This is a genomic window from Paenibacillus solani (genome assembly GCF_050475945.1).
In the GTDB taxonomy this organism is placed as follows: domain Bacteria; phylum Bacillota; class Bacilli; order Paenibacillales; family Paenibacillaceae; genus Paenibacillus_AQ; species Paenibacillus_AQ solani_A.
Map to the genome: position 1 here is coordinate 145,717 of NZ_JBCMXJ010000006.1, position 24,294 is coordinate 170,010.

Annotated in this window: 23 protein-coding genes; 10 read left to right on the forward strand and 13 right to left on the reverse strand. The window is 44.6% G+C overall.

Translation table 11 applies throughout. From position 1 onward, the window contains the following. Positions 1-126 precede the first annotated feature (126 nt). The 13 genes from ABEQ74_RS07855 to ABEQ74_RS07915 form a co-directional block, all read right to left on the reverse strand. Positions 127-1,383: an FAD-dependent oxidoreductase gene (locus ABEQ74_RS07855; protein ID WP_430121318.1), complete on the reverse strand. Its 1,257-nt coding sequence runs from the start codon at positions 1,381-1,383 to the stop codon at positions 127-129. 28 nt (positions 1,384-1,411) lie between these two features. Beyond that, positions 1,412-2,182, reverse strand: a complete 771-nt coding sequence (locus tag ABEQ74_RS07860; protein ID WP_430121187.1) for an SDR family NAD(P)-dependent oxidoreductase — start codon at positions 2,180-2,182, stop codon at positions 1,412-1,414. Positions 2,183-2,192: 10 nt separating this feature from the next. After that, the gene (locus tag ABEQ74_RS07865) at positions 2,193-2,783 is read right to left on the reverse strand and encodes a TetR/AcrR family transcriptional regulator (protein WP_430121189.1); all 591 of its coding nucleotides are present in this window, start codon (positions 2,781-2,783) and stop codon (positions 2,193-2,195) included. Positions 2,784-3,032: 249 nt separating this feature from the next. Then, positions 3,033-4,838 (reverse strand): ABC transporter ATP-binding protein, encoded by a 1,806-nt coding sequence (locus tag ABEQ74_RS07870; RefSeq protein ID WP_430121191.1) that lies wholly within the window; start codon positions 4,836-4,838, stop codon positions 3,033-3,035. 1,174 nt (positions 4,839-6,012) lie between these two features. Further along, positions 6,013-6,573, reverse strand: a complete 561-nt coding sequence (locus ABEQ74_RS07875) for a hypothetical protein (protein WP_430121193.1) — start codon at positions 6,571-6,573, stop codon at positions 6,013-6,015. A gap of 5 nt (positions 6,574-6,578) precedes the next feature. Next, positions 6,579-7,082 (reverse strand): MauE/DoxX family redox-associated membrane protein, encoded by a 504-nt coding sequence (locus ABEQ74_RS07880; RefSeq protein WP_430121195.1) that lies wholly within the window; start codon positions 7,080-7,082, stop codon positions 6,579-6,581. A 287-nt stretch (positions 7,083-7,369) separates the two neighbouring features. Next, entirely contained in the window at positions 7,370-7,759 is a 390-nt protein-coding gene (locus tag ABEQ74_RS07885) for a carboxymuconolactone decarboxylase family protein (protein WP_430121197.1), read from the reverse strand. Further along, complete coding sequence (locus tag ABEQ74_RS07890; RefSeq protein ID WP_430121199.1) at positions 7,756-7,971, reverse strand: YgaP family membrane protein; 216 nt, start codon at positions 7,969-7,971, stop codon at positions 7,756-7,758. The genes ABEQ74_RS07885 and ABEQ74_RS07890 overlap by 4 nt, the downstream gene beginning before the upstream one ends. A 68-nt stretch (positions 7,972-8,039) precedes the next feature. Then, positions 8,040-8,714, reverse strand: coding sequence for a Crp/Fnr family transcriptional regulator (locus ABEQ74_RS07895; RefSeq protein WP_430121201.1), 675 nt, complete (start codon positions 8,712-8,714; stop codon positions 8,040-8,042). A 247-nt stretch (positions 8,715-8,961) separates the two neighbouring features. Beyond that, on the reverse strand, positions 8,962-9,882 hold the full coding sequence (locus ABEQ74_RS07900; protein ID WP_430121203.1) for an aldolase: 921 nt from the start codon (positions 9,880-9,882) through the stop codon (positions 8,962-8,964). 98 nt (positions 9,883-9,980) lie between these two features. Then, a complete protein-coding gene (locus ABEQ74_RS07905) occupies positions 9,981-10,106 on the reverse strand; it encodes a paeninodin family lasso peptide (RefSeq protein WP_430121205.1) in 126 nt (41 codons plus the stop codon). Between the two features lie 16 nt (positions 10,107-10,122). Then, the gene (locus tag ABEQ74_RS07910) at positions 10,123-12,072 is read right to left on the reverse strand and encodes an asparagine synthase-related protein (protein ID WP_430121207.1); all 1,950 of its coding nucleotides are present in this window, start codon (positions 12,070-12,072) and stop codon (positions 10,123-10,125) included. Positions 12,073-12,213: 141 nt separating this feature from the next. Further along, entirely contained in the window at positions 12,214-12,636 is a 423-nt protein-coding gene (locus ABEQ74_RS07915; protein ID WP_430121209.1) for a VanZ family protein, read from the reverse strand. Positions 12,637-12,841: 205 nt separating this feature from the next. Between ABEQ74_RS07915 and ABEQ74_RS07920 the strand changes: the two genes are divergently transcribed. The 10 genes from ABEQ74_RS07920 (at position 12,842) to ABEQ74_RS07965 (ending at position 24,275) form a co-directional block, all read left to right on the forward strand. Then, positions 12,842-14,812, forward strand: a complete 1,971-nt coding sequence (locus tag ABEQ74_RS07920) for a glycosyl hydrolase family 28-related protein (RefSeq protein WP_430121211.1) — start codon at positions 12,842-12,844, stop codon at positions 14,810-14,812. Positions 14,813-15,158: 346 nt separating this feature from the next. After that, a complete protein-coding gene (locus tag ABEQ74_RS07925) occupies positions 15,159-15,914 on the forward strand; it encodes a YveK family protein (protein ID WP_430121213.1) in 756 nt (251 codons plus the stop codon). Beyond that, positions 15,895-16,539 (forward strand): CpsD/CapB family tyrosine-protein kinase, encoded by a 645-nt coding sequence (locus ABEQ74_RS07930; RefSeq protein ID WP_430121215.1) that lies wholly within the window; start codon positions 15,895-15,897, stop codon positions 16,537-16,539. The genes ABEQ74_RS07925 and ABEQ74_RS07930 overlap by 20 nt, the downstream gene beginning before the upstream one ends. A 295-nt stretch (positions 16,540-16,834) precedes the next feature. Next, the gene (gene galU, locus ABEQ74_RS07935) at positions 16,835-17,728 is read left to right on the forward strand and encodes a UTP--glucose-1-phosphate uridylyltransferase GalU (protein WP_430121217.1); all 894 of its coding nucleotides are present in this window, start codon (positions 16,835-16,837) and stop codon (positions 17,726-17,728) included. Between the two features lie 14 nt (positions 17,729-17,742). After that, the gene (locus ABEQ74_RS07940) at positions 17,743-18,441 is read left to right on the forward strand and encodes a sugar transferase (protein WP_430121219.1); all 699 of its coding nucleotides are present in this window, start codon (positions 17,743-17,745) and stop codon (positions 18,439-18,441) included. 32 nt (positions 18,442-18,473) lie between these two features. Further along, positions 18,474-19,886 carry an O-antigen ligase family protein gene (locus ABEQ74_RS07945; protein ID WP_430121221.1) on the forward strand — a complete coding sequence of 471 codons (1,413 nt, stop codon included), beginning with the start codon at positions 18,474-18,476 and terminating at the stop codon, positions 19,884-19,886. 1 nt (position 19,887) lies between these two features. Next, positions 19,888-20,673 carry an SGNH/GDSL hydrolase family protein gene (locus ABEQ74_RS07950; protein ID WP_430121223.1) on the forward strand — a complete coding sequence of 262 codons (786 nt, stop codon included), beginning with the start codon at positions 19,888-19,890 and terminating at the stop codon, positions 20,671-20,673. Beyond that, positions 20,670-21,830, forward strand: coding sequence for a glycosyltransferase family 4 protein (locus ABEQ74_RS07955; protein WP_430121225.1), 1,161 nt, complete (start codon positions 20,670-20,672; stop codon positions 21,828-21,830). Before ABEQ74_RS07950 ends, ABEQ74_RS07955 begins: the two co-directional genes overlap by 4 nt. A gap of 4 nt (positions 21,831-21,834) precedes the next feature. Further along, on the forward strand, positions 21,835-23,181 hold the full coding sequence (locus ABEQ74_RS07960) for a lipopolysaccharide biosynthesis protein (RefSeq protein ID WP_430121227.1): 1,347 nt from the start codon (positions 21,835-21,837) through the stop codon (positions 23,179-23,181). Between the two features lie 41 nt (positions 23,182-23,222). Further along, positions 23,223-24,275 (forward strand): glycosyltransferase family 4 protein, encoded by a 1,053-nt coding sequence (locus ABEQ74_RS07965; RefSeq protein WP_430121229.1) that lies wholly within the window; start codon positions 23,223-23,225, stop codon positions 24,273-24,275. Positions 24,276-24,294 lie beyond the last annotated feature (19 nt).

Sequence of the window (24,294 nt, forward strand, 5' to 3'; positions counted from 1 at the left end):
GTATTTGTGAATTGAAGAGCTGATTTTTGAAATAGAGGAGGGACATCCTCATTTCTGTGTATCCCTCGCCTTTATGAATCGAAGCCCGCTCCATGAGCGGGCTTTTTGTAGTTTATAAACAAACACTCATATAGGTTCGAGGGTATGGGTTAACGACTTAAGAATGATTTCCTTTTGCTCTATGCCAGCAATACCGCGAGCAATATTTCCGCTAATTTTTTTACGGAGCCCAGGTATGAATCGTGCTGAGAATATGCCCATCATTTTTAACGTGTGAATCAGTTTATTCGGTGTATAAACGACAGAAGACATAAAGTCGGATCTCGAAATAATCTCCTCATTGATCGGTTGGCGAATTTGTTCATACAGGGAGTAAGCTTTTTCTAAGGAGATGGATTTGGAGAAACAACGATGCAGAAGATCACCCAGGAGATCGGCATCTTGAATAGCCATATTCATGCCTTGGCCAGAGCTTGCATGTGTGAGATGAGCGGCATCACCAATGAGGGCGACCCCTTGTTTAACATACTGATCTGCATGCATTCTGTACATCTTGTAGATATGTTCACCCTCACGATGTACAGGAACCTGATCTAATTCAGGGACGCGTTTTTGTAGCTGCTCAAACAACTGTTCATCTGATAATTTTCGCCATTGTGAGGCTTGTCCCGAGGGGACAACGATGGTCACGCGCATCTGCTGATCGGGTAAAGGAATGAAGACAACGGCACCGTCACGATGAAGGTTTACGAGTGTTCTTAGCTCGTTTGAAAACCAGGCGGGCCTTGGCAAATGCAGAACGACAAGCTCATGATGATATACCTCTCGCTTTGCATCGATTTGGAGTTGTTGTCGAATACCGGATAATCCACCATCGGCAGCAATGACAATTGGAGCGGTATATTGAAATGTCTCGTTCCTCTGCTTTACCCTTACTCCGTTCACTTGGTTTTTTTCATTCCATAATAGCTCTTCAACAATAATTCCGCGCCGAATGTTGATCATCTCATGTTTGTTGGCATAATCTAATAATCCTTGTTCAATATCTCGATGGGGAATGTTGAGAATGTAGTTATATTTACTTGAGGAGAGAGGTTGTAAGTCGATATTCATTAATGTCTTAAAAACAGGATGTCGAAGTTCAATACCGGAAGATTTCACATGCGGATATTTTAGTAACTCTGGTAGAGCTCCCCATTGTTCGAGTATTTCCAGCGTTCGGGGCTGCAGGCCGTCTCCGCGATTCATACTGCCAGGCTCTTTGCGTCGATCAAGTAGGAGAGTCCTTATATTGTATTTGGCCATTGCACAAGCCAGTGCTGCTCCTGCCACTGCCCCTCCCACAATAATGACGTCTGCGTCATATTTAACGGAATGATCCATGATCAACCTATGTTAACCTCCTTCTATATCAAGTCGTAATTTTATGAATAATTCGGTTGGCGATCGCGGGCATGTACTTAATCAATTGAGTCATCATATAGCTCTGGCGGCCGATAACTACTTCCTTTCGGTTGGCCAAGATGGCTCTGATCATGGCTTCTGCAGCCTTATCTAAATTCAGTGAGCCTGATTTGCCATACCAGCTGGGAGTGCGGTTGCCTAGATGTGAATTTATATTTGTGTTCATATGTCCAGGGGAGAGCAGGTTTACATGCACATTGCTATTCTTTAATTCTCGATACAAGCCGCGTGCGAAGCAAGAGATTGCTGCTTTGGATGCACCGTAAGGGACCATCTGTGGAAATGCGGCTTCTCCCATCATCGAGGAGAGGAATACAAGCTGTCCCTTATTTCTTCTCAGCATATGAGGAAGGATATATCTTGCACATCGCATGATGCCGACAACATTGGTCTGAAACATCAACTCCAATTCATCGGTTTGAAGGGTATCGACCCGATCGATATATTGGACGGCAGAGCCCAAAATAGCAATGTCAATCCGCTGAAATTTTTCGATGCTCTCCGAGATCAGTGCCGTGACGGATGCCTCTGAACAAATATCACAGGAAACCACATGGCAGGTTCCGCCGCTTTCAAGGATTTCATGCTGTAGCTCTATAAGCGCATGAGTTGAGCGGGATGATAAAATAACCGTGGCACCGAGCGATGCCATCCTTTTGGCCAATACTCGCCCGATTCCGCTTGAAGCTCCAACGATTAGAACAATTTTTCCATCCATGCCAATCCTCCTATTTAATCGGTTTTAATATTCCTTCAAAAAGAATGCTTGTAATTAAGGACAAGGATTGAGAATAAGTCAGGTTATGCTCTTTCATAAACCCTTCCTTCGTAAATTCATCGATTGAATGCATTAATAGCTGAACGATTATTTTCGGGTCGATGTCCCGGATCACCCCCTTTTTCCTAGCAGCTTCAAACAACATCTCGTATCGTTCCAGCCGAACATTGCGCTCGCGTACTACATGCTCCCACAATTCCGGATAAAGCTGCTGAATTTCACCTACTTGCTGCATGGTAAAGAAACTCAGCTTTTCAGAAACCATCGTAAGCAGACGGATGATCTTATCGATAATATCCATACTGGGATCTCTTATGATCGGGGCAATCGTCTCGTCGATGGATTGAAATACATGGTCAATGCAGGCCGTGATCAAAGCTTCTTTATTCGTGTACAGTTTGTAGATTGTTTTTTTGCTTATGCTTAATTCAGAAGCGACTTGATCCAACAGCACGCTCTTAAATCCGTCTTTCAAACCAAGCTCCAAATACTTTTCCATAATTTCTATCTTCTGCTGATGCTGTAGAGTTGTCAGCTCCATACCCGATTTCCCTCCTGTGAAAAACAAGCCTATGTAAAAACAGGTCTATGGAAACTCAAATTTAGTTTTGAGTTTCCTGTATGATACCAACACTCCACACAAATGTCAATAATTCCAAATTAGATGTGAGTGGCTTGAATATAAAGGCGTACATAGATATGGACGTACAAAAACCCGCTCGTATGGAACGAGTCGGGTTAGATGTGAAATTGGACACGGCAAGCTAATAGGGTAATCTTTATGAACCAATCATGAAGCATATCGCTTAGCTTGGGTATGGAACATCTCAGCATAGGCACCCTGGGCTGCTAGTAATGTATCGTGATTTCCCTCTTCTACAATTTCGCCATTATGCAGGACAATAATTCTGTCTGCATGCTTGCAGCTGCTCAATCGATGAGAGATCATAATTGTTGTCTTACCTTCATATAGCGTAGCGAACTTATCATAGATTTCGGCTTCTGCCCGTGGATCAAGTGCAGCTGTTGGCTCATCCAGAATAACAATTTGCGTATCTCTCATGAAAGCGCGGCTTAACGCTATTTTCTGCCATTGTCCCCCGGACAGTTCGTATCCATTGTGGAACATTGCCCCGAGTTCTGTATCCAAACCGTGGGGCAGCTTCTCCATTAATCCGCTTAGGCCAGCTTTATTCACGGCGGCTTTAATGGATGCATCATCTTCTATTTTTGCGTGTCCCATGGCAATATTCTCGCGGACCGTTAATTGATAGCTCTCAAAATCTTGAAACACGGCGGAAACATTTTGACGCATACTTTTGGGCTCGATCGTACGAATGTCTACCCCATCGAATAGAATGGTGCCTTCATCGGGCAAATACAACCCGAGCAAGCATTTAACAAGCGTACTTTTACCCGCGCCATTCTCACCTACAATGGCAATCTTTTCTCCTGGTGAAATGTTAAAGCTAATCTTTTTTAGCTGCGGAGTGCTATGCGTCGCATATGTGAAAGAGAGGTTTTTGACCTCTATTTTTGTCTTTAATTTCTCAGGGAATGGATGGATTTGATTTTGAGATTCCTCAACGTCCAGATCAAGGAAGTGTAAGACTTCATTAATGAATAGACTTTCTTCGTAGACGGCGGCTATGGAGTAACCCAATCCGGTAATGATGGACTGAATTTGCTGAAGGGCTTGGGTTAACGAGACATAGTGTCCGATGGTTAGCGCGCCGCTTGCGCCAAACAGAATGAGTACAATAATGACACAGACATCCAATAAAATTTGTGAGATATTGACGAGGAGCATTCGGCTATCGGTGCGTTTGCGCAGATCATATTGTTCGTCCCCTGTTTTCCAGAAGATGCCCTTCCACTTAGCGGTTAAGTAAGGTGTATAATTATAAATTCGTGCTTCTTTGGCTGTGCTTCGGCTATGTAAAATGCGGAGTAAATAATGAACCTTTCGTTGTTCCGGTGTTTGGGTCATCGCCTGATTGTATTTTTGTTTACCAAAATGAACATTCACTAGAATATTAGGAATAATCATAATTAGTACAATGGCAGCCAGGACCCAATGGAACGAGAGCAGAATTGATACTAATCCGACTAAAGTTATGATACTTGAACCAATCGTTAGTATCAGGTTAACTAGGTTAAAGCCCTTAACATCTACACCAAATGCAGCCCGCTCAAGTTGATCATAATAATCAGGACGGTCGAAATAGCTTAAGGGCAGCTGGGAGGCTTTATTGATTAGTAATTGTTCGAAATAATATTTTAACTTCTGCTGCGCACGAAAACCGACGACGGAGTTTAAATAATTAAAGAAGCGATCTGCGATCAGAACCAGCGCTTGCAGGCCCAGAACGAAATAGACGTCAGAGGCGATTGCTTGCTGTTGTGTGAATAGTAAGGTTACCAAGTCAACTAATTCTTTTACAATGTAAATTTGGGCGACAGGAATTAATGCTGTCATGATTCTTAGCAAGATAAGCAGAATCGTCGCACCAGGAATGACTTTAAGCATAAGTGGCATGAATCGACTGAATACACTGAATACAACTTTGTTTTTCTCCGAATGATTGATCTGCATCGTGACCTCACCTTTATAGGAGATTGTTATTAATAAAGAGGAGAGCACTGAACGAACGCTCTCCTCTTTTTGGTTTGTTACTATCGAATCAATCCAAGTACATTAAGAGACTAACAGCCGCATTTGGACGTTTCCTTATACTTGCAATTTGTACCTTCGTACCAGTAGTAGATTCTTACATCATTAATATTCCCGCTACAACGTTGGGCAACGCAGTAGTCTCCTTGTGCAGGACAAGACATGGACATTACCACCTTTATTGGATATTTTAAAAAAAGCTTTAGCAGGTGCAACTAGTCACTTGGTTATACCTGCAACTTGCACCTTCGTACCAATAAGTAACTCGTCTGTCATAAGTATTTAGACAGAGTACAGTAGTGCAGTAGTCTCCGTTTACAGGACAAGCCATGGGTCATAACCGCCTTTATTTAGATATTTGTCAATAAAGTTTTAACAGCCGCATTTGGACTCTTGGTTATACCTGCAATTTGTACCTTCGTACCAATAATAAATTCGAACGTCATAAGTATTCGCGCTACAGCGTTGAGAAGTGCAATAGCTTCCTTGTGAAGGACAAGACATGGTCATTACCACCTTTTATTGGATATTTTTTGGTGAAGTTTTAACAGCCGCAAGAGGATTCTTGTCCGTATCTGCAATTTGCACCGGCATACCAGTAAGTAATTTTTACTGAATAAGTATTAAAAGAACATTGCTGAGAGATACAGTAACTACCGTTTGAAGGACAAGACATGGACATTACCACCTTTATAAGTTTTTTTAAATAAACGTAATTAGCAACCACAAGAAGATGATTGCTCATATCTGCAGCTTGCACCGGAATACCAGTAAGTAATTCTTACTGAATAAGTGCTAGGACCACAACGCTCAGAGACACAGTAACTACCGTTTGAAGGACAAGACATGGACATTACCACCTTTATAAGATTTTTTAATGGAAATACTTAACAGCCACAAATGGAGTCCTGACCATACTTACAATTTGTACCGGAGTACCAGTAATAGATCCTTACATCATTAATATTTCCGCTACAGCGCTGAGCAACACAGTAGTTACCGTTTGAAGGACACGACATTGTTTCACCCCCTTTCCAAAAATCTACATGTGACGGAAGTTGGAGTTTTAGATCTAAATCCGATCGATCATCGTAGGTTATGAGGCTTGGGAGGTGAGTGTCTGAGCAAGCAGAGCCTCAAGCTGTTCTCTGTGCTGGACGACGCTTTTCGCAATGACATCTCCTTGCGGAGTCAAATAATAGACAAAAGGAAAGATGCCGGTTTCAAAGGGTGTAGGGGAGGCAATATTTGCTACGGGTATGCTTAGTTCATATTGCTTAATGATCTCAATTACGTCCGGTTGTTGACCGATCATGAGAATGAGTGGTTGAATGTGGGGATTACGCTTGTTGAATTTTTCCAATACAGGGTAGAGTGACTTACACGAGCTGCATTTTGCATCTGTAAACGCTATTAGAAAACCGAGTTTTTGTTCTCTGAGTAGTCTTAAATCGATGGAGCCTTTGTTAACGGTTTCAAAGTGAAGCTGAGGAAACCGTAATCCATGGGGGAGCCCGTGATCTTCCTCAATAAGACCGGGTAGTGGTGGTGCTTGTCCTTTTGAGGCTTGTATTTTTCGTCCAAGCTGAATAATGAAGTACGATTGTAGTGCAACCATAACCCATAGAAATGCATGAGATAGATTGAATAGATTCATTGAATTCAAGAGCCTCCTTCTACTAATAGTTCTCTATTCTTCAACATGAGGTACATATTCAAAATACCAATAGTAAGTCCAACGCAGCTAATGATTTCTGTTAGATTCATAGAAGTTAGCGATTGCGAGTGATCAACCGAAACTCCGATTACTGTTAACAGGAAGAGTGGTGTAACCTTCGAAATAGTCCCCCATCCCAGTTTCTCTTCACTGGATTTACCGAAGCAATTACAACTTACGTTTAATTTTCTATAAATGGCCAAGCTGGCCACTCCATAGAAAGTAAGGAAGAGAAGCATAGCAGCGAATTGGCCCATCTGGCGAGTGTAATCAACAACGAGCAGCACTGCGACCAATCCCTCCGCTGCTATGGCCATCCAAGCGAAGAATAGCGGAAAACTCAATTGTTGAATGGTGGATTTGAATTCGGAGTAAGAAACAATTTTGGCTATAAATGAGTAACATAGCAGGGTAGCTAAAACAACCGAGACTACCAAATTAGCATCCATAAAATTCCCCCTAAACTTTTATAGGATTTCTAGTGTAATATGATATGTAATTAATTACATTTATTAGGATTAAATGTAATATCAAATATTATTATAGTATAATATGGAATTTATTCAAGACATTTGTTAATTAATTTTTAGATAAATCGAATATAGGTTTCAAAAAATGAAATAGATAGAGTGCCAACAATGAAGAGGGCCATCACTACACTTGTAATGGTCACCTCCATATCATGCTGCTATTCTGCCAGACTGGCAGATACTATGGTGTCAGAATCGGCCCAACCCTAACAAAAACACTCGGGATCATGCGAAGAATTCACATTCTTAGATTCCTTCGAGGAAGTTGTTGTCTCGTCGTATGCCAGTAAAGCATGCGTTGCATGGCTAAGTATGGCACCTGCGCGGGTGGTCGTTGCGACGAGTACAGCTTCCAGAATTTCTTCCCGGGTTCCTCCTAGCTGCTGGAATTTCTTCACATGAACATCGATACAGTAGGGGCAGCCTGTAATATGAGCTACAGCCAGGGCAATCAATTCTTTTGTCTTCAGCGGGATGTGGGTGTGAGTGTGATAGACGTCTTTTTCAAAAGATAGAAACGAGGCAGAGGCCTCCGGAGCAAGCTGCATAAGTTCGGAGATTTTCTTTAAATTTGAAGAATCATAGTAATGGGTCAACGCGTCACACCGCCTTTCCCATCTTTCATCGTACAGGAATTGATCCCGAGTATATGATTGATGAAGCAGATTCGAGTTAGTACATTAAACAGAAAGACAAGTCCGATCAGGCCGATGTACCTCCAGTTACTATCCATATAAAAAAGCATGAACAGGAGAGGGAAGCTTAGAACCAAACGGAACAACCAGTCGATACCGCCGACATTTCTCATAACATACCTCCGCATCATTGGAATTATCTCCATCTTAGCGGTATCTTCATCCCGTTTCCGTGACTAAGTCACACAAGATGCTGATGCATGATTTCTTCCAAAGCGGATCGGTTGACGATATGGATTTTTCCTCTGGTTAGTGACAAGATTCCTTTGTTTTGAAAGTCCTTCAGAACACGGCTAATGACTTCCCGGGCCGTTCCTAGTTCTACGGCTAACTGATCATGCGTCATCTTCAATGTGAGTATTTCGTCTTCCGTATTCGTATAGACGAAATGGGCAAGCCGCTGGTTCACCGGTTTAAATGCAATGTCCTCAAGAAGGCTGGTGACTGCCGTTATTCTCTGAACGATTTGCTGATAGATATATTGCCTCAGAGGTTTATAACGATCCATCCAATCTTCGAATACGCCTACAGGAATAAGCAAAACTTCGCTCTCCACTTCAATTGATGCATTCGCTTCATATTCCGACTCTCCCATAATACTTGCCATCATAAGCACACAGCTCTGTCCGCTGCGCACGCGATATAGGGTGATTTCTCTTCCTTGCTCACTAATCTTATGAATGCGCACGTTTCCCTTAAGCATAAACATCGCATGCTGCAGGACATGTCCTTCCCGAATCGAATGCGGGGTGGAGGGATCGACCTGCATGAGCTCGGCACGCTGCCAATCTTGAGGTGAAATCATGGACAGGCAAGGAAGAATAGCGATGATTCGTTCCATATCAGAGGGATTCATAAGGGGCTCCTTTATCGATGATCAATGTCATAAACCAAGGGGGTCTATCTATTATATGTTTTACAACGATTGAAAGGTTCAGTAAATTTTAGATTTTAGCCCAGGGATAGAGTGACATCGTCACCGCTATCAACGAAGTTTTAAGCAGGAGAAGGATCCCCGAACCTATCGATTGGGGATTCTTTATCGTGAGTGGCGTAAGTAATTATAGGGATTAATTCTAAGACGTGGAAGGAGGGGCGGTTACTTATTCACCTATAGTATCCAAGACCAGGTCAGTCAGCTGCTGTACGGTAGGCTGGTTCGATGGACGCAGAAGCTGATGAATAGCAACACTGCTCGAGATCCGGGCTGTCATATCAAAATGCCATTTGGTTAATCCGCTGTCTTGCAGGAGGGATTTACGATAGGTGTGTCGATATAGAAGTGGCAGTCGTTCCAGCTTCTCAATTGCCCGTATGCTGACTTGCTCGCAGTCGGTCTTGATGAGCTCGAAGATTCCGGCGAGGGGAAGCGTGGCGGAGGCGAAGTGGGATTCCACGGGAATAGCATACTTGGTTTCACGATCGAACAAGGGGCGGAACTGATTCGAATTCATGCCAAAGACATCCAGACTTTCCTGCCAAAGCTTCTGCTGCGGGTAAGCAGGAGTTACATAAGGCACATGGTGATGATCCAGTGTAACTGCGATAATGTCATCCGTTACAAGCGGGTACCCTTGCTGCAGAAAAGCCGAGGCGAGCGTGGATTTTCCGTGACCCGAATGGCCGACGAATCCATAAGCTTTTTCGTTGATAACGATGGCACTTCCGTGAAGGGGCAGGATTTTTCGCTGCATCAAAATAACGCCCATACATGTACCCAATACATATAGACGAAGTTTGTCCTCTTCAGCGTTCCCTTCCGGAGAAAAGGAGATGGTGGTCCCGTTTTCCACGGCGAAAATGGCTAGATCAGGGACCCTGAACATGACCAGATCTTCTGTACAGAAGAAGGATCTTGAGGGGATAGCGCACGTCGACCATTTCTCTGTTAAATTGGCATAACGAACGACAATATCGGCGGGATGATCCTGTGATGTCATATGCTGTGCTTCAGGCAGGGGAATCTCGCTATGTATGGAATGCCCGAAGGCCGTATATAGGTTTTTGTTAAGGGTTTGAGTCACGATCCTCACTCCATTGTTTGTTATGGCGAATAAAAGTGGAAGCCCATATACCCAGCTGGGCATATGGGCTGACTTCCTAAAAGATGAATCCATATTGTTTAGCTGTAGTGAACCATCTCATCCGGATCGGGCTGAACTCCATCCGGAATTGCATTTCCGGGACCAGCCATTGTCATATTCATGTCAAGGACTTCCAGTACGGGTACGCTCCATTCCTGTTTCATTTGGATTCACCTCCTTTCAAAAGTTTGTTTGAAGAAACCGGTACAGAATGATGCTGCGCATAAGCAGCTTGATGGATGGACCGTAAGCTTGATTCGGGTCTAATCCTTGGCGTGCTTCCGTTAGAGCCTCTTGGAGAACAGGCATGTTAATGAACTGCTGCATTCTGGAATCGCGGCTCAACTGCTCCAGCTCATCGATGATTACGGGCCAGTCGCTCCGCATTCGATGGATGGAATCGGCAGCTTGGATCCCTCTCGTCCGCTGATTCAGCCGGATGGAGTCGGGGAGCCAGCCCTCGGTAGACCTCCGGATTAAGGCCCGATCCATACCGCTGTGAACGAACTGCTCCATAGGCGTTCCCAAGCAGAAACGAATGACACGCAGATCATTGGTCGGATCATGGCTCCATACGGAATAACGCAGTGATAGTTTGCAGCCGCTCGATCCGGTAGCGGTCCACATATTGACACGGTTGAAATGCTGGATTCTGGCTTCCAGCGGATCAGCCGGCAGATCATCCATTGATCCAATCCCCACGAAGGAGGGATCCTGCAATTTCTCGTAAATGCCTGCGCGCTCAGCGAAACCGGAGTGAATAAGCTGCGGAAAGTCAGATGATGATCCGGATACCTTGCCCTTTACTAAGGAAGGGAATGCTTTGCGATAAAGAATGGAATACAACTGCTTACGGCCAACGCCAACATTCCTGCTGTATTGTTTAACTTCACGCGAGAGCTGCAGCCAGTTGAACTTTTTCATAAGCATCGCATAATATTCGATCGCAGGCCCCCAAGAGATACTGTAGTTCCCCCGGGCTCCGTTTAAGAGAACTCCGATTCCGCGCTGCTGCGCTTGCTTGTAAATTCCTCGCAGCCAGAACGAGTTATCAAAGAACTTGTAAGGTGATTCCATAATATCCAGCCAGTCGTCAATTTCCGTAAAGGGACTATGTCCTTTGAAATCCAGGTAGTATTCCTTGATGTTGCCCACGTATTGTACCGTCTGACAGATGAGCGGCCTTTCGTCCGCAAATCTGTGTTTGGGCGTCCAATCCTCGAATTCACCTTCAGGTATGTAACTAAATGTATGAAGGGGACGGTTCTCCTGTCGAAGAGCTCTGGCTGCGAAGCTTGCAACAGAGCCCGAGTCCAATCCGCCGCTGAGATGAGCGCCAACATGCAGACTCGATCGCCGAAGCCTTGAAGTTACTGCTCTCTGGAATACCTCCCGAAAGGCCTCTTCATACTCATCGGAGGAACGTAACCGTAATGGGTGTATACTGGCAAGGCTGTCATAACGGCTGATCCGTAACCGGCTTTGCGAGATGATGAAGCTGTGGGAGGGAGGAAGCTGATGAATATGGCTATACACCGTGGTTGAAGTATCTGGCGGCTCGAATACACCCCGGATCGCCAGAAACTCGGCTAGCCACCGTTCATTTAGCTCTTTATGTATGTAAGGTAAAGCGAACAAGGGGGTCATTGTCGTACAGAAGGAGAACCGCTGCCCATCGTGGTGATAATACAAGGTCCTTGCCCCTGAGAAATCCCTTGCCCCAAACAGAAGCTGCTTGCGCTCATCCCATATGGCAAAAGCAAAATCACCGACCAATCGCTCCGACATGCGCTCGGACCATTTCTCATAAGCCAAGAGCAGAATTTCGCTGTCCGTCATGCATGATCTTTCGGAATGTGGCACCTGGAGCTGATCCATAAGTTCGTCCCGATTATCGATGATGGCGTCAGCCGTGATGGCAAGCCCGCGCTGTGGATCGTAATAAGGCAGTATTTCTTGTGCGGCTTGCTTCGTGATCCACTGAGCGTGACATCCCAGCATAATGCGATCCTGCTGCCAGGCTGCGCTTTGATCGGCGGGATATTTGCTAAGTGCCGACATCATAAGCTCACTGCTGTTCGTTGGGATCGGTTCTCCCTGGATATGATAGATTCCGGCAATTGCACCCATTGGATTATCCTTTCGTTATAAAGCATTGCGATATGTTATTCTTGTCGATACATTTCGTATCATCGTCATTATAATACAAGTATACGAATTGTATCAACTGCTTTTTTTAAATCTTCTGATGAATGGAATCATCAGCTTCTTTCATGACTTCATACTTGGGTGCGAATTGAACCTTTTACGCAGCAGGATCAGACAGATAAGATAGGCAAGAAGAATCCCGAGTGAGTCATTGATGACGTCATAGATGCGCCCGCCGCGAAAGAAGAAGAGCTGGAGAATTTCAGTTAACCCTGCATAGACGACGCACACATAAAAAGCCGATTTCTTCTTACCGAAGTTGGAAGCCAGCAGTGCAAGGACAAAAAATCCGAAGAAGTGGCCTATTTTGCGTAATCTCCAATCGCTGCTGTACCACTGGAAATCCAGCTGCATCAGCTCCGACCAGTCGGGGGACGGATTGAACTGAAACTCAACGACGTGATTGCTGATCAAATGCTGGAAATTGACAGAGCAAGTGAAGATAAACAGAGCTATAGCCCATAGAAGGGTAAGCGTGTTTCGCATGATAATAGCTCCTTTTTGAAGATGATGGTCTCTCATTGATACAAATTGTATCCAACAGATTCTATATTATAGCAACCTTAATCCGATATTCAAGACTACATTTGAAATGGGTTTCATATTTGGGCGGGACTTGCATCACAGCTGGGTATTTGCATCAAGCATATTTGAATTAGAGTCACTACTATGTAAGCAAGGAGGAGATGACATGGCTAAGAGGCAAACGAAACACATGAAGATGAATGCATGGTCATCATCCTCGGATGCGATGGATCCGAAGGATGTTGGCTTTAATTTCGATCTGTTAGATGAAGAATTAATGAGCCGTGGCATAAATGTAAAGTGGTTCGGAGCTGTAGGGGATGGGCGAACAGACGATACTTTGGCTTTTCAAACGGCGATGGCAAAGTGCGATAAGCGTTATAAGTTGTTTATACCTGCCGGCGACTATCGCATCAGACAAACCATAGAGAACAATAGCCGCGGCATCTTTGGAGTAGGGTCCTATATAGATGGCGGGCAGATGGGTACGCGAATCATCTGGGATCCCATCGACACTACGACTGATTTGCTCCCTTGTATTAGAGTACGGAATGCTGGAATCAAAGCGGTATTTGAAGACTTCGGCATATATGGTGTTTCTAAATATAACTCAAGAGAACTCGGCAAGTGGATTAACAAAGACTTATTGGAACAAAGCTTATACAATATGTTCGCCGTGGGCCCAGCTGCGATCGAAGTCGCAGGAGCAGCGACGCCGATATTCAGAAATATTGCTACTTCCGGAGTAAAGGTGGGGCAGCTTCTTAACAGTAATAATGGACATGTATCCTCATATGAATGCTCATGGAACGGATTGATTGGCGTGTATTGCCGGCTCAATACAGGGGATTATTTTTATCAAGGCGGTGGAATATCAGGCGTATTCTGCGGGGTTTTGCTGGGGACGACCTTAATCGCAGGACATCGGGGAGGCTTTAATGCATTTTTGCATAGGGTTCATCTTGGATTTGCACCGTATGCTATATATCAATGTATTGATAGCGGGCTTGATGATTATTATCGTGCGTCTTCGGTCGTCGGACTAAGCGGAATCTATATGAATTCCATGTTCGAGCAGTGCGGAGAAGCAGCGATAAAGTTACTGACTAAATCCTTAACTTCCAATCTTAGAGTCTTTGGTTTCGGATTCTCATGGTCGACAATCACTTATACCGGGGATGTTGCCAGTTGGGCATATTCTCTGCCGGATGAATTGAGAATCCCTGGTGAGAAACAGCAGTATGCTGCTTGGTTTGGAACCGTTTCTGACCCAACGATAATTAATGATGATCTTGGAACGCTTAGGAAATCGGCCTCCCAGGGAGCATTAGGATCTGCTTATATTGATACGCTGACGGGCGACAAGGGATCTGTGCTAACCGGCTTGGGACCGTTAGAAACCGTGATTCGTAGAAAAGTGACGCCGCTGTATCGAAATGCTGATTTACAAACACGGATGCAGGAAAGGGAACATCGGACCTTGATGCCAGTCTCGGCACCAAACCTGCTTAGAAATCCGGAAGTATTATCCAATTGGGTTGTATCTAACGCTTCCCTCAGCCTGGTTGCAGCCAACCAGGTGCCTGTTCCCATCACGAATGAGATGAAGCAGGTTATTGGTAGCCAGCCTGTGATCTTGAGAATAACCCCGGACGGCGTTAGTTCACCGAGTATTCGAATAAAATTTAATGCGCCGACCTTACCGTATCAGGGAGATGCTAATCGGAACCTGGCGATGCAATACTTCATTTTAGAGACAGAACATGAGACTTCGTCCACCTACCGAGCGATCGGACGCATTTCCGGGCAGAATGCAGAATATATTTTCAATGATTCATTGACCTGGAGGACGAGAGATTGGCAGCATTTACGCGGCAGAGAATTGGCGAGTAAAACAGGCTTATTGTATGAGTTTAGTATAGGAGGCTTGCCGAAGCTTGGAGAAATTTACGTCGCCGGAGTGATGGTGACATGGGATCATGTCGGTTCTTATTCTCCATATTCACACAGTTATATGACTGATTCCTTGGAAATTGGCCGCCCGGGTAATGGAATCATTCTAACCGACTCCGCTACGGGCGGCAGATATCAGTTGAGTGTCGTCAATGGAACCTTACAAATTACACCCATGCCATAACATCTTCAAGTTAAAAATATCAGTGATTTCCCAAATGAATCCGTTTCGTTGATCAGTCGATCAGCAAGATGGGTTCTTTTTGTTGATTGAGATTTTCTTGCGGTCGGTCAACGAATTTATAGGAACAGAATAAGCAAGCGCTATCATTCACAACAATGATACAAATTGTTTCTAAAATGCAGTTTTTACACAATATAGCCTTGACATGATACATATTGTATCGTAAATTATGGAATATAAATTATACAGATTGTATCGCGGAAGCTTCTGAAAATAGGAATAACTTTTCGAAAGAAAGTCTAAATATGCATCATTTCAGGAAATCGAGCGGGGGGGCTACAAGCGAATGGAACTCAAACAGTATTTTAGGGTGTTGCAAAAGAAATGGTGGTTGATCGCATCGATCGTAATCATCGCAATCACAGCGACAGGCGTTAAAAGCTTCTACTTTACAACTCCTGTTTATGCAGCGAATGCCAAACTGATCGTCAACCAGTCGTCAGGTGAGGGAGGAGCAAGCCTCAATGCAAGTACAATCCAAACGAGTATTTTTCTTATTAATTCATATAAGGAAATTATCAAGTCATCGGCCATTATGAATAAGGTTGTCGAGGAATATCCGAACTTAGGCGAGAGTGCCTGGCAGTTATCTGCCAAAATATCGGTCACTTCGGCAAATAATTCGCAGGTGATGAACTTGGTTTACCAAGATACTTCCTATGCAAACGCAGCCGAAATCGTAAATGCGGTCTCTGCCGTATTCAAGGAGCAGATTCCTCACATTATGAACGTGGATAATATCACGATTCTAAGCGAGGCAGATCCGGCGGCAAGGCCTGCACCGATTAATTTTAACCCTGTTATGAATTTGTTTATCAGCTTTGCGGTGTCACTTATGCTGGCGGTCGGGCTTGTATTTCTCCTTGATTACCTGGACGATACCGTGAAATCCGAAGCGGAAGTTATCGACACTCTGGACGATGTTCCTGTACTCGCTGTCGTAGGCATGATGAGCAAAGCAGACCTCAAGAAATCTGCCAGAATGAAGGCCATCCAAAAGACAAAAGTAGGTGACAGTCCGTATGCGACGCTCAATCAATGATAGCAGCCTAATTGTGTCCATGAATCCCAAATCACCTATATCGGAGGTATATCGCATCCTCCGAACGAAGATCCATTTCTCTTCCAAGGATCAGGAATTAAAGACTCTCATGATTACATCGACCCAGACTGGAGAAGGGAAAACGACAACGATCAGCAACTTAGCGGTCACGTATGCACAGGAAGGAAAGAGGGTTCTTCTGATTGATGCGGATATGCGAAAGCCGTCGCTTCATCGTGTATTCTCCGTGCCTAACCATCAGGGCTTGAGCACGCTGTTGATCGGACATACGAGTGTACAAGATTCCATTCAAGAAACGATTGTTAGCAACTTATCGCTCCTGCCTTCCGGACCGGTACCTGCGAATCCTGCCGAATTGATGGATTCGGCTGTCATGCGGGAGCTACTCGAACAGCTTAAACCGGAATATGATGTGATTCTTCTCGACACGCCTTCTGTACTGTCGGTATCCGATAGTGTCATTGTCAGCGCGTTATGTGATGGCGTCGTCATGATCGTGGCTTCAGGCAAGGTAAGGAAAGACCATCTGAGAAAAGCCAAAGAGCAGCTGGATCATGTGAATGCACATATGCTGGGCATTGTGATTAACAAGGAAGCCAGATAGCAACTGGAAATATAACGGAATAGAGAGGCTGAACTGGCGGGAATGGCCAGAAGGAGCCAAGGTAATGTCTACTGCACCTCTTTCACTGTAGACACTCGGTCACGCTGTGGGTCTTAAGGGCCTTAGACATTATTGTCGAGGGTGTGATGTGAGGACGGGTTGAATGCCCTTGTTAGAAAAACTGGCTATGTTCTTTTCAGTTCAGACCGAAGAGTGCATAGCTAGGCTTTTCTAATATAGAGGCCATTATTTAGGCGATGGTATCAATAATATATAGAGATGGGTAGTGAAGATGATGACGAAGAAAGTAAAAAAAGCAATTATTCCCGCAGCGGGCTTGGGAACACGTTTCCTGCCTGCAACGAAAGCCATGCCGAAAGAGATGCTTCCGATCGTGGATAAACCCACGATTCAATACATTGTGGAAGAAGCGGTAGCATCCGGAATTGAGGATATTATCATTGTCACCGGTAAAGGGAAACGTTCGATTGAAGACCATTTTGACCATGCGTTTGAGCTGGAAAATAATCTGTTTAGCAAGGGGAAGTTTGATCTTCTGGATGAAGTGAGGCGCTCTTCGAACGTAGATATACACTATATCCGTCAGAAGGAAGCCAAGGGGCTTGGCCATGCCGTTTGGTGTGCCCGCAACTTTATCGGAGATGAGCCTTTCGCCGTGCTCCTTGGAGATGATATTGTCCAATCCCGTGTGCCGTGCACTCGCCAGCTCGCAGAGCAGTTCGAGCTCTTGCAAAAGTCTGTGATCGGAGTTCAAACCGTGCCTTTTGATCAGACCCAGCGCTACGGAATCGTAGCCCCTCTGGAACGAATGGACCGGTTGTATGAAGTGGATTATTTTGTGGAAAAACCGAAAACGGATCGAGCTCCATCCCAATTGGCGATTATGGGCAGATACATATTGACTCCGGAGATATTTGAATTTCTTGAGCATCAGGAGGAAGGAGCAGGGGGAGAAATTCAATTGACGGATGCCATTCAAAAATTGAATGTAAACCAAGGCGTGTATGCATACGATTTTGAGGGAACTCGTCATGATGTAGGCGAGAAGCTCGGATTTATCATGACTACCCTTGATTTTGCACTTCAGAATGATGAACTTCGCAAGCCGCTGCTGCAAGGTATGGAAGCCATTCTCGAACGAGAATATCTTGGTAAAATAAATCGCTAACGAGGTGAAATCAAGTGTCTCCCACTCCACAACGAAATGATATCGAGGTTGTTCTTGAGGGGAACCCGGTTTATACAGATTATGTGCCGGAAACGAAAAAGGCCAAGATCATGTATCTCATGACCAAACGGGGTATGGATTTTATTCTCGCGCTTGTAGGTATGGTCATATTAATTCCGTTCTTTGTGCTTATAGCTATCATCATTAAAATTGAGGACCCCAAGGGGTCTGTTTTTTTTTACCAAACAAGAATTGGTAAGCATGAACGGCCCTTTCGAATGTATAAGTTTCGGTCCATGGTTTCGAATGCGGAGGAGCTGCTGGAGAACCTGCTGGATCAGAATGAGGTCGGCGGAGCCATGTTCAAGATGAAAGAAGATCCGCGCATTACGAAGGTCGGAAAGCTGATTCGCAAGACGAGCATCGACGAGCTGCCGCAGCTATGGAATGTGATCCGGGGAGATATGTCACTGGTCGGGCCAAGGCCTGCATTACCCAGAGAAGTTGAGCAATATACAAGCTTGGATAAGCTGAGACTACAGGTTACTCCGGGTTGCACGGGGTTGTGGCAGGTAAGTGGACGCAATAACTTAAGCTTTCATGAAATGCTTGCATTAGATTTGGAGTATATCGAGCGCAGAAGTCTATGGCTTGACATTAAGCTCCTGTTCAAAACGGTGAAAATTATCGTATTCCCAAATTCAGCTTATTAATGTCTAATAGGCAGATGGGGTGGTTGGAAAACGTGGAGAGGCTTTTTAAGAAAGGTAATGTAACGCTATCAATTCAAAGTCTGCTGAAACTGGCGGGGATCGTTGCGCTTGGGTTAAGTGTTGGTCTGGCTGGATCCATCGATTCGCTTCATTCGAAGCTTCTGGAATTCACACTCCTTCTTCTCAGCGTGTTGATGTCAGTGCATATCTATGCATACAAACCCAAATCATTATTGCCCTATACGTTACTTATATGGGTAGTTAGCCCGGAGATAAGGCGCCTTATGGATTGGCTCGTCCAATCCTACAGTGATACCTCAATCGTATCCCTTACTCCTTATTGTGTAAGTTTGACGCTGCTTTTGCCCATTTTGAAAAATAAGAAGCAGATCGACCGCAGAGTGGGCTTCATTATGAAAATAATAGGGGCCGCCTTGTTATACGGTTTTGGCCTTGGTTTTTTAAGATATGGCTTATCGTCTGTGTACGATTTGCTGAATTATGTCGTTCCGTTTCTAGCTTTCATTTATGTCAGTGTAAGTACATTTGATAATGATACCCGAGATCGATGGTTAAGAAGTCTTTCATATCTAGCGGTAATCGTTGCTGCGTACGGGATATATCAGTATATCGCACTGCCTCCCTGGGATAAATTCTGGATGCTGAATGCGGAAATGAATTCGATTGGTCTACCGCAGCCTCAGAATTTCCGGGTCTTTTCATTTTTGAATTCTCCTGGTCCAGCAGGTGTATTTCTTGCTGTGGCACTCGCGATCATGACCGTACAAAAGAAATGGAGAGTGCTGGGAATAGTTGGGGTGATGATTGTAGCATTTGCATTGCTCCTTACACTGGTTCGCGTCGGCTGGATTGCTTACGCAGTTATGATCATGGCTTACTTCCTCCGTTCCGAGCTAAGAAGCAAGGTTAGATTGCTTGCACTGGCCCTCATCATTATATTAGCGTACACATTCATCCTCCCCATGTTGCCGGGTGCTAATAATGTGACATCTCGAATCGAAACTTTTGGGTCGTTGGAAGAGGATCACTCTTTTAATGAAAGGCTCATATTCTCAAACGAGATTATCTCGGGTTTATTGGCTAATCCGGTAGGGAAGGGACTGGGTAGCTCAGGCTTGGGAGCGAAGCTTACGAAAAGTACCGATACGCTGGTTGCTTTTGACAATGGTTATTTAAATTTGTTTTATACGTTTGGACTTCCTTTGGGATTGGCCGTAATTGCACTACTAGGCTATCTCTTTTTTTATACGTACAAGTCAAGCAGAACAGAGAAGATGTATTCTCCCATCGCTTTTGCTGCGATCAGCGCTATTCTATTTCTTCTTTTTGCCAGTAATGTAATCCGCGGGCTGAGCGGATTTATCCTGTTATTTATAGTATCCCTAGCGCTTATGCCAAATTCCTCAAAACGAGAGGAGATATAGAATGTTAATCGTTTGTCTAGGAGGCTCTATAACCGAAGGGTTAGGTGTCACCAGATCCAATACAAGTTATGCAAATCTACTTCAGGAGAAGCTGAAGCGTTCGTATTGTCCATCTGCTCAGGTTATCAATTATGGGGCTAGCGCCATGCAGATTAATGAGTCGAGAAGCAAATATGAGAAGACGATACTCGAATTGCAGCCGGACATTATTGTGTATGCCCATGGGAATACCGAAGCGGTCGTGAGAGAACAGAAGAAATACCTGCGATTTCTTCCGAAAAGATGGAGAAGACCGGGATGGATGGATCCCAGAGCCTATTATTCAACACGGTTCAGGAGAAGATTGCTGGAAAAAATAGAATCAGGCCTTAGGTGGCGGGTGAAGGTATCCCTGATCAAAGTGTTTGGCGGAAAACAGTGGATGAGTTTAGAAGAGTTCAGACGGCAAACCACGGATTTTGTCCTGACCGTTCTGCAGCACAGTCCTAAAACGAATATTATATTTCTCACTCCCGGTGATATCGAGGAGAGATATTTCCCGGGAACTCCTGAATCGATGCGGCAATACAGGGAAGCCATGAGGGAGATCTGCGAGCAGTATAAATCGAGCAATCGATTGTTCATGTGTGATTCGTCAGCCGCTTTGCATAAATGGGATGACTATTTTTATGACCGATTCCATCCGAATGAAGTCGGCCACGACAAAATTGCCGAGACGCTCTTGCAAACCATCATCCAGCATTCACTCTGGAGCAATAACCAAGTGATGAAAGAGGTAAGCCAATGAAGATCTGTTTCGTTACACATGCCGTAAAAAAAGGTGATGGACAAGGAAGGGTCAATTACGAGGTTATCGTTGAAGCCCTTCATCAAGGGCATGAGATTGTAGTGATATCGTCGGAACTGTCAGACGAACTGCAGAACCATGAGCGGGTGGAATGGATAAGAATGAATCTGAGGAAAGTCCCGACTGCACTGCTTCGATACCAGCTGTTTGCATGGCTTTCCGCCTGTTGGATTTGGACGAACAGAAGGAAACTGGACCTTGTCGTTGTCAATGGATTCATAACCTATGCGAGATCGGATATTAACTGCATTCATTTTGTTCATAGTGCCTGGGTAAAATCTAAATATCATCCTTATCAAGAACAAAAAAATGCTAGAGCCATGTACCAATGGCTGTACAACAGTGTGAATGCTCTGTTAGAGCGTCATGCGCTAAAACGAACGAAGCAGATCGTGGCCGTATCCGAGCAAGTCAAACAAGAACTAATACAGGATGCAAGAGTAAATCCATATAAGGTTTCTGTCATTTCGAATGGTGTCGATTTGAATGAGTTCTATCCGCGTACGGTAAACCGCGAGGATTTTAATCTGGACGTCCATACAACCTACGCTTTGTTTGCCGGGGATTTGAAATCGTCGAGGAAGAACCTGGACACTGTGCTTGAGGCTTTGACTCAGGTGGATCATATCCATCTGTTAGTGCTTGGATATGCAGAGAAGAGCGTATATCCTCACATGGCAGAGCGTTTAGGGATTTCCCAGCGTGTTCATTTTCTAGGATATCGAAGAGATATTGCCGAGATCATGTCGCTTGCTGATATGTTCATATTCCCTTCGAGATACGAACCATTCTCATTGGTTATATTAGAAGCCATGGCCTCGGGACTCCCTGTTATAACCAGCAGCAGATGCGGTGCCGTTGAGCTGTTATCGGATGATTCTGCAGTTGTGATGGAGGACCCTGATGATACGGAGACGTTAGTGAATGCGTTAAGGGAACTTGTATCAAATAAAGAAAGACTAGAAACGATGTCATTGAGAGCGAGGGAAGATGCCCGAAAGAATTCCTGGGGCAATATGTCTAATCAGTATATGCATTTAATCAACCGGGCCTTAGGAATTGGGTTAAATACCGGAAAAGCGAGTTTGAAGGGATAGTACTATGGCCATCGTAAACTTGATTAAACAAACAAAGCGATTCGGAAGTTTGGGGAATGTACTGCAAATATTCGCATCGAATGTGTTTATCCTCGGCTTAAACGTATTGACTGGTATTATCATTGCGAGATTTCTAGGGCCGGAGGGACGGGGAGAACAAGCAGCCATGATTATGTGGCCCCGATTCCTTGCATATTCATTGACGTTGGGGATTCCTGCCTCCTTGGTCTACTATATGAAGAAAAAGGGCGAGAACCAAGGTTCATTATATGTGGCGTCATTGTACATGAGTCAGATTCTTGGTTGCGTTGCGATTGCAATCGGCTTTATCTTTGTTCCCTTTTGGCTGAAAGGTTACTCCAGCGAGGTGATCCAGTTTGCGACGTGGGCTCTAATCATGTCGCCTATTGCCATGTTGGGAACGATTAATACGGCTGCGCTGCAGGCCAGAGGCGAGTATCATCTCTTCAACTTTATGAGATACATCCCTGTTTTGAGCACTTTAGTATTACTATGCGGTCTAGTTATAGCGGGACACGTCACGCCCTTTTATACCTCAGTGGCTTATCTGCTTCCGGCAATTCCCATAGCCTTATGGATGACGATTCGTTTAGTGTCCAAGTATAAAATGAAACAGCAACGAAAAGTGGAATCCGGTAAAAAATTGCTGAGCTATGGAATTAGATCCTACGGCACCGATGTTGCCGGAACCTTCTCCGGGTATATTGATCAGATTCTAGTTGTAGGATTATTGTCTCCAAGCAGCTTGGGTCTTTATGTGGTCTCTCTGAATCTATCCAAAATGTTAAATACCATTCAAAATGCCATTACCTTGGTGTTATTCCCCAAAGCCGCAGGATTAGAGCAGAGTGAAGCGCTTAAGCTGACGTTTAAAGTGTATCGAATAAGCACCATTATCACGATTATCGTGGGTGCCGGGATATTTTTGGTTGCACCGTATCTGTTAATAATCTTATATGGGAAATCATTTGTTGAGGCCATCCCGGTGTTTAGAATATTGATATTCCAAACTGCGGTAACCAGCATTTCATGGATTCTGTCACAAGGCTTTATGTCGATCGGTAAACCAGGGACCGTTACGATCATGCGAGTCATGACCCTGGCTTTAAATGTAATATTGTTGAATATATTGATTCCTCCTCTGGGAATACAGGGGGCTGCCATATCACTGTTAACAGCATCCATTACTGAACTTCTAGTCGTGTTTATGATTTACACAACCAGGCATCGAGTCAAAATGAAGGAATGGATCGTATCGAAGAACGATGTCACATGGTTGTTCCAGCGCATTCGCAGTCAGTATAAGCGGAGTAATCAGCAATCTATGTAGATGAAAATGAAATTGAAGTGACTCATATACGAGGTGATCGCATGAATATCCTTCATATCGCCAATCATGTGAAGCAGTCCGGTAACGGCATCGTCAATGTCATGGTAGACTTAGCTTGCGAACAGGCAAAAATAGGTCATAATGTGGCGGTTGCATCCGAAGGCGGCCATTACATTGATTTGCTGGAGAAGCACGGTATTCAACATTATACATTGGACCAGACCAGGAAGCCGGCACAGATGATGCAGGCTTTTTTCAATTTTCGGAAAATAGTAAAAACATTCAAGCCCGATATTATCCATGCGCATATGATGACCGGAGCCTTGTTGTCTCGCTTATTGAGGGGATTCAATAAATATAAGATTGTGACGCATATTCATAATGAGTTTCAAAAAAGCGCGGATGTGATGAAGGTCGGGGATTCCGTTATTGCGGTAAGCCAAGCCGTTGCTGCTTCGATGTTGAATCGTGGAGTGAAGGAATCGAAACTGCATGTGGTCAGAAACGGGACGATTGGCAGCTCACGGAGGAAGCCTGGCGAAGAGGTCACACTTAATGGCATTGCGATAGTCAGCGTATCTGGCATGTATGAGCGCAAAGGGATCTTTGAACTGATGGAGGCATTTGAAAATGTGGCCTCCGTGTATCCTGAAGCCAATCTGTATCTGTTAGGAGAGGGGCCCGACCGATCAAAATTCGAATGGAGGGCAAGCCAGTCTCCGTATCGTGATCGGATTCATTTCTTAGGCTACCAGCCTGATCCGCAGACCTATATGAAAGCAGCCGATGTGTTTGTCCTGGCTTCGCATAAAGAATCGTTTGGCCTGGTGCTGATCGAGGCCCGGGAGGTCGGCTGTGCCATTGTCGCTACAGATGTGGACGGGATTCCGGAAACACTTGATTTTGGTAAATCGGGCATATTGGTACCGCCAAAAACACCGGGTAAGCTGGCAAATGCTATTCTGGCGATGCTGCAGTATCCCGATGTGAGAGAAGCGTACCAAAAAGAAGCCCAGCAAGGTCTGGAGTATTATTCCGTAGAAAGAGTCGCCAAGGATACATTGAAAATTTATGAACAGCTGCTAATCAGTTAAATCCTAGGAGAAAAGAGAG

Bases quoted from the DNA above. Each gene is read 5' to 3' on its own strand.
- ABEQ74_RS07855 (WP_430121318.1), bottom strand. From the start codon at position 1,383: ATGGATCATTCCGTTAAATATGACGCAGACGTCATTATTGTGGGAGGG.
- ABEQ74_RS07860 (WP_430121187.1), bottom strand. From the start codon at position 2,182: ATGGATGGAAAAATTGTTCTAATCGTTGGAGCTTCAAGCGGAATCGGG.
- ABEQ74_RS07865 (WP_430121189.1), bottom strand. From the start codon at position 2,783: ATGGAGCTGACAACTCTACAGCATCAGCAGAAGATAGAAATTATGGAA.
- ABEQ74_RS07870 (WP_430121191.1), bottom strand. From the start codon at position 4,838: ATGCAGATCAATCATTCGGAGAAAAACAAAGTTGTATTCAGTGTATTC.
- ABEQ74_RS07875 (WP_430121193.1), bottom strand. From the start codon at position 6,573: ATGAATCTATTCAATCTATCTCATGCATTTCTATGGGTTATGGTTGCA.
- ABEQ74_RS07880 (WP_430121195.1), bottom strand. From the start codon at position 7,082: ATGGATGCTAATTTGGTAGTCTCGGTTGTTTTAGCTACCCTGCTATGT.
- ABEQ74_RS07890 (WP_430121199.1), bottom strand. From the start codon at position 7,971: ATGAGAAATGTCGGCGGTATCGACTGGTTGTTCCGTTTGGTTCTAAGC.
- ABEQ74_RS07895 (WP_430121201.1), bottom strand. From the start codon at position 8,714: ATGAATCCCTCTGATATGGAACGAATCATCGCTATTCTTCCTTGCCTG.
- ABEQ74_RS07905 (WP_430121205.1), bottom strand. From the start codon at position 10,106: ATGAAACAGGAATGGAGCGTACCCGTACTGGAAGTCCTTGACATGAAT.
- ABEQ74_RS07910 (WP_430121207.1), bottom strand. From the start codon at position 12,072: ATGGGTGCAATTGCCGGAATCTATCATATCCAGGGAGAACCGATCCCA.
- ABEQ74_RS07915 (WP_430121209.1), bottom strand. From the start codon at position 12,636: ATGCGAAACACGCTTACCCTTCTATGGGCTATAGCTCTGTTTATCTTC.
- ABEQ74_RS07920 (WP_430121211.1), top strand. From the start codon at position 12,842: ATGGCTAAGAGGCAAACGAAACACATGAAGATGAATGCATGGTCATCA.
- ABEQ74_RS07925 (WP_430121213.1), top strand. From the start codon at position 15,159: ATGGAACTCAAACAGTATTTTAGGGTGTTGCAAAAGAAATGGTGGTTG.
- ABEQ74_RS07930 (WP_430121215.1), top strand. From the start codon at position 15,895: ATGCGACGCTCAATCAATGATAGCAGCCTAATTGTGTCCATGAATCCC.
- galU (WP_430121217.1), top strand. From the start codon at position 16,835: ATGACGAAGAAAGTAAAAAAAGCAATTATTCCCGCAGCGGGCTTGGGA.
- ABEQ74_RS07950 (WP_430121223.1), top strand. From the start codon at position 19,888: ATGTTAATCGTTTGTCTAGGAGGCTCTATAACCGAAGGGTTAGGTGTC.
- ABEQ74_RS07955 (WP_430121225.1), top strand. From the start codon at position 20,670: ATGAAGATCTGTTTCGTTACACATGCCGTAAAAAAAGGTGATGGACAA.
- ABEQ74_RS07960 (WP_430121227.1), top strand. From the start codon at position 21,835: ATGGCCATCGTAAACTTGATTAAACAAACAAAGCGATTCGGAAGTTTG.
- ABEQ74_RS07965 (WP_430121229.1), top strand. From the start codon at position 23,223: ATGAATATCCTTCATATCGCCAATCATGTGAAGCAGTCCGGTAACGGC.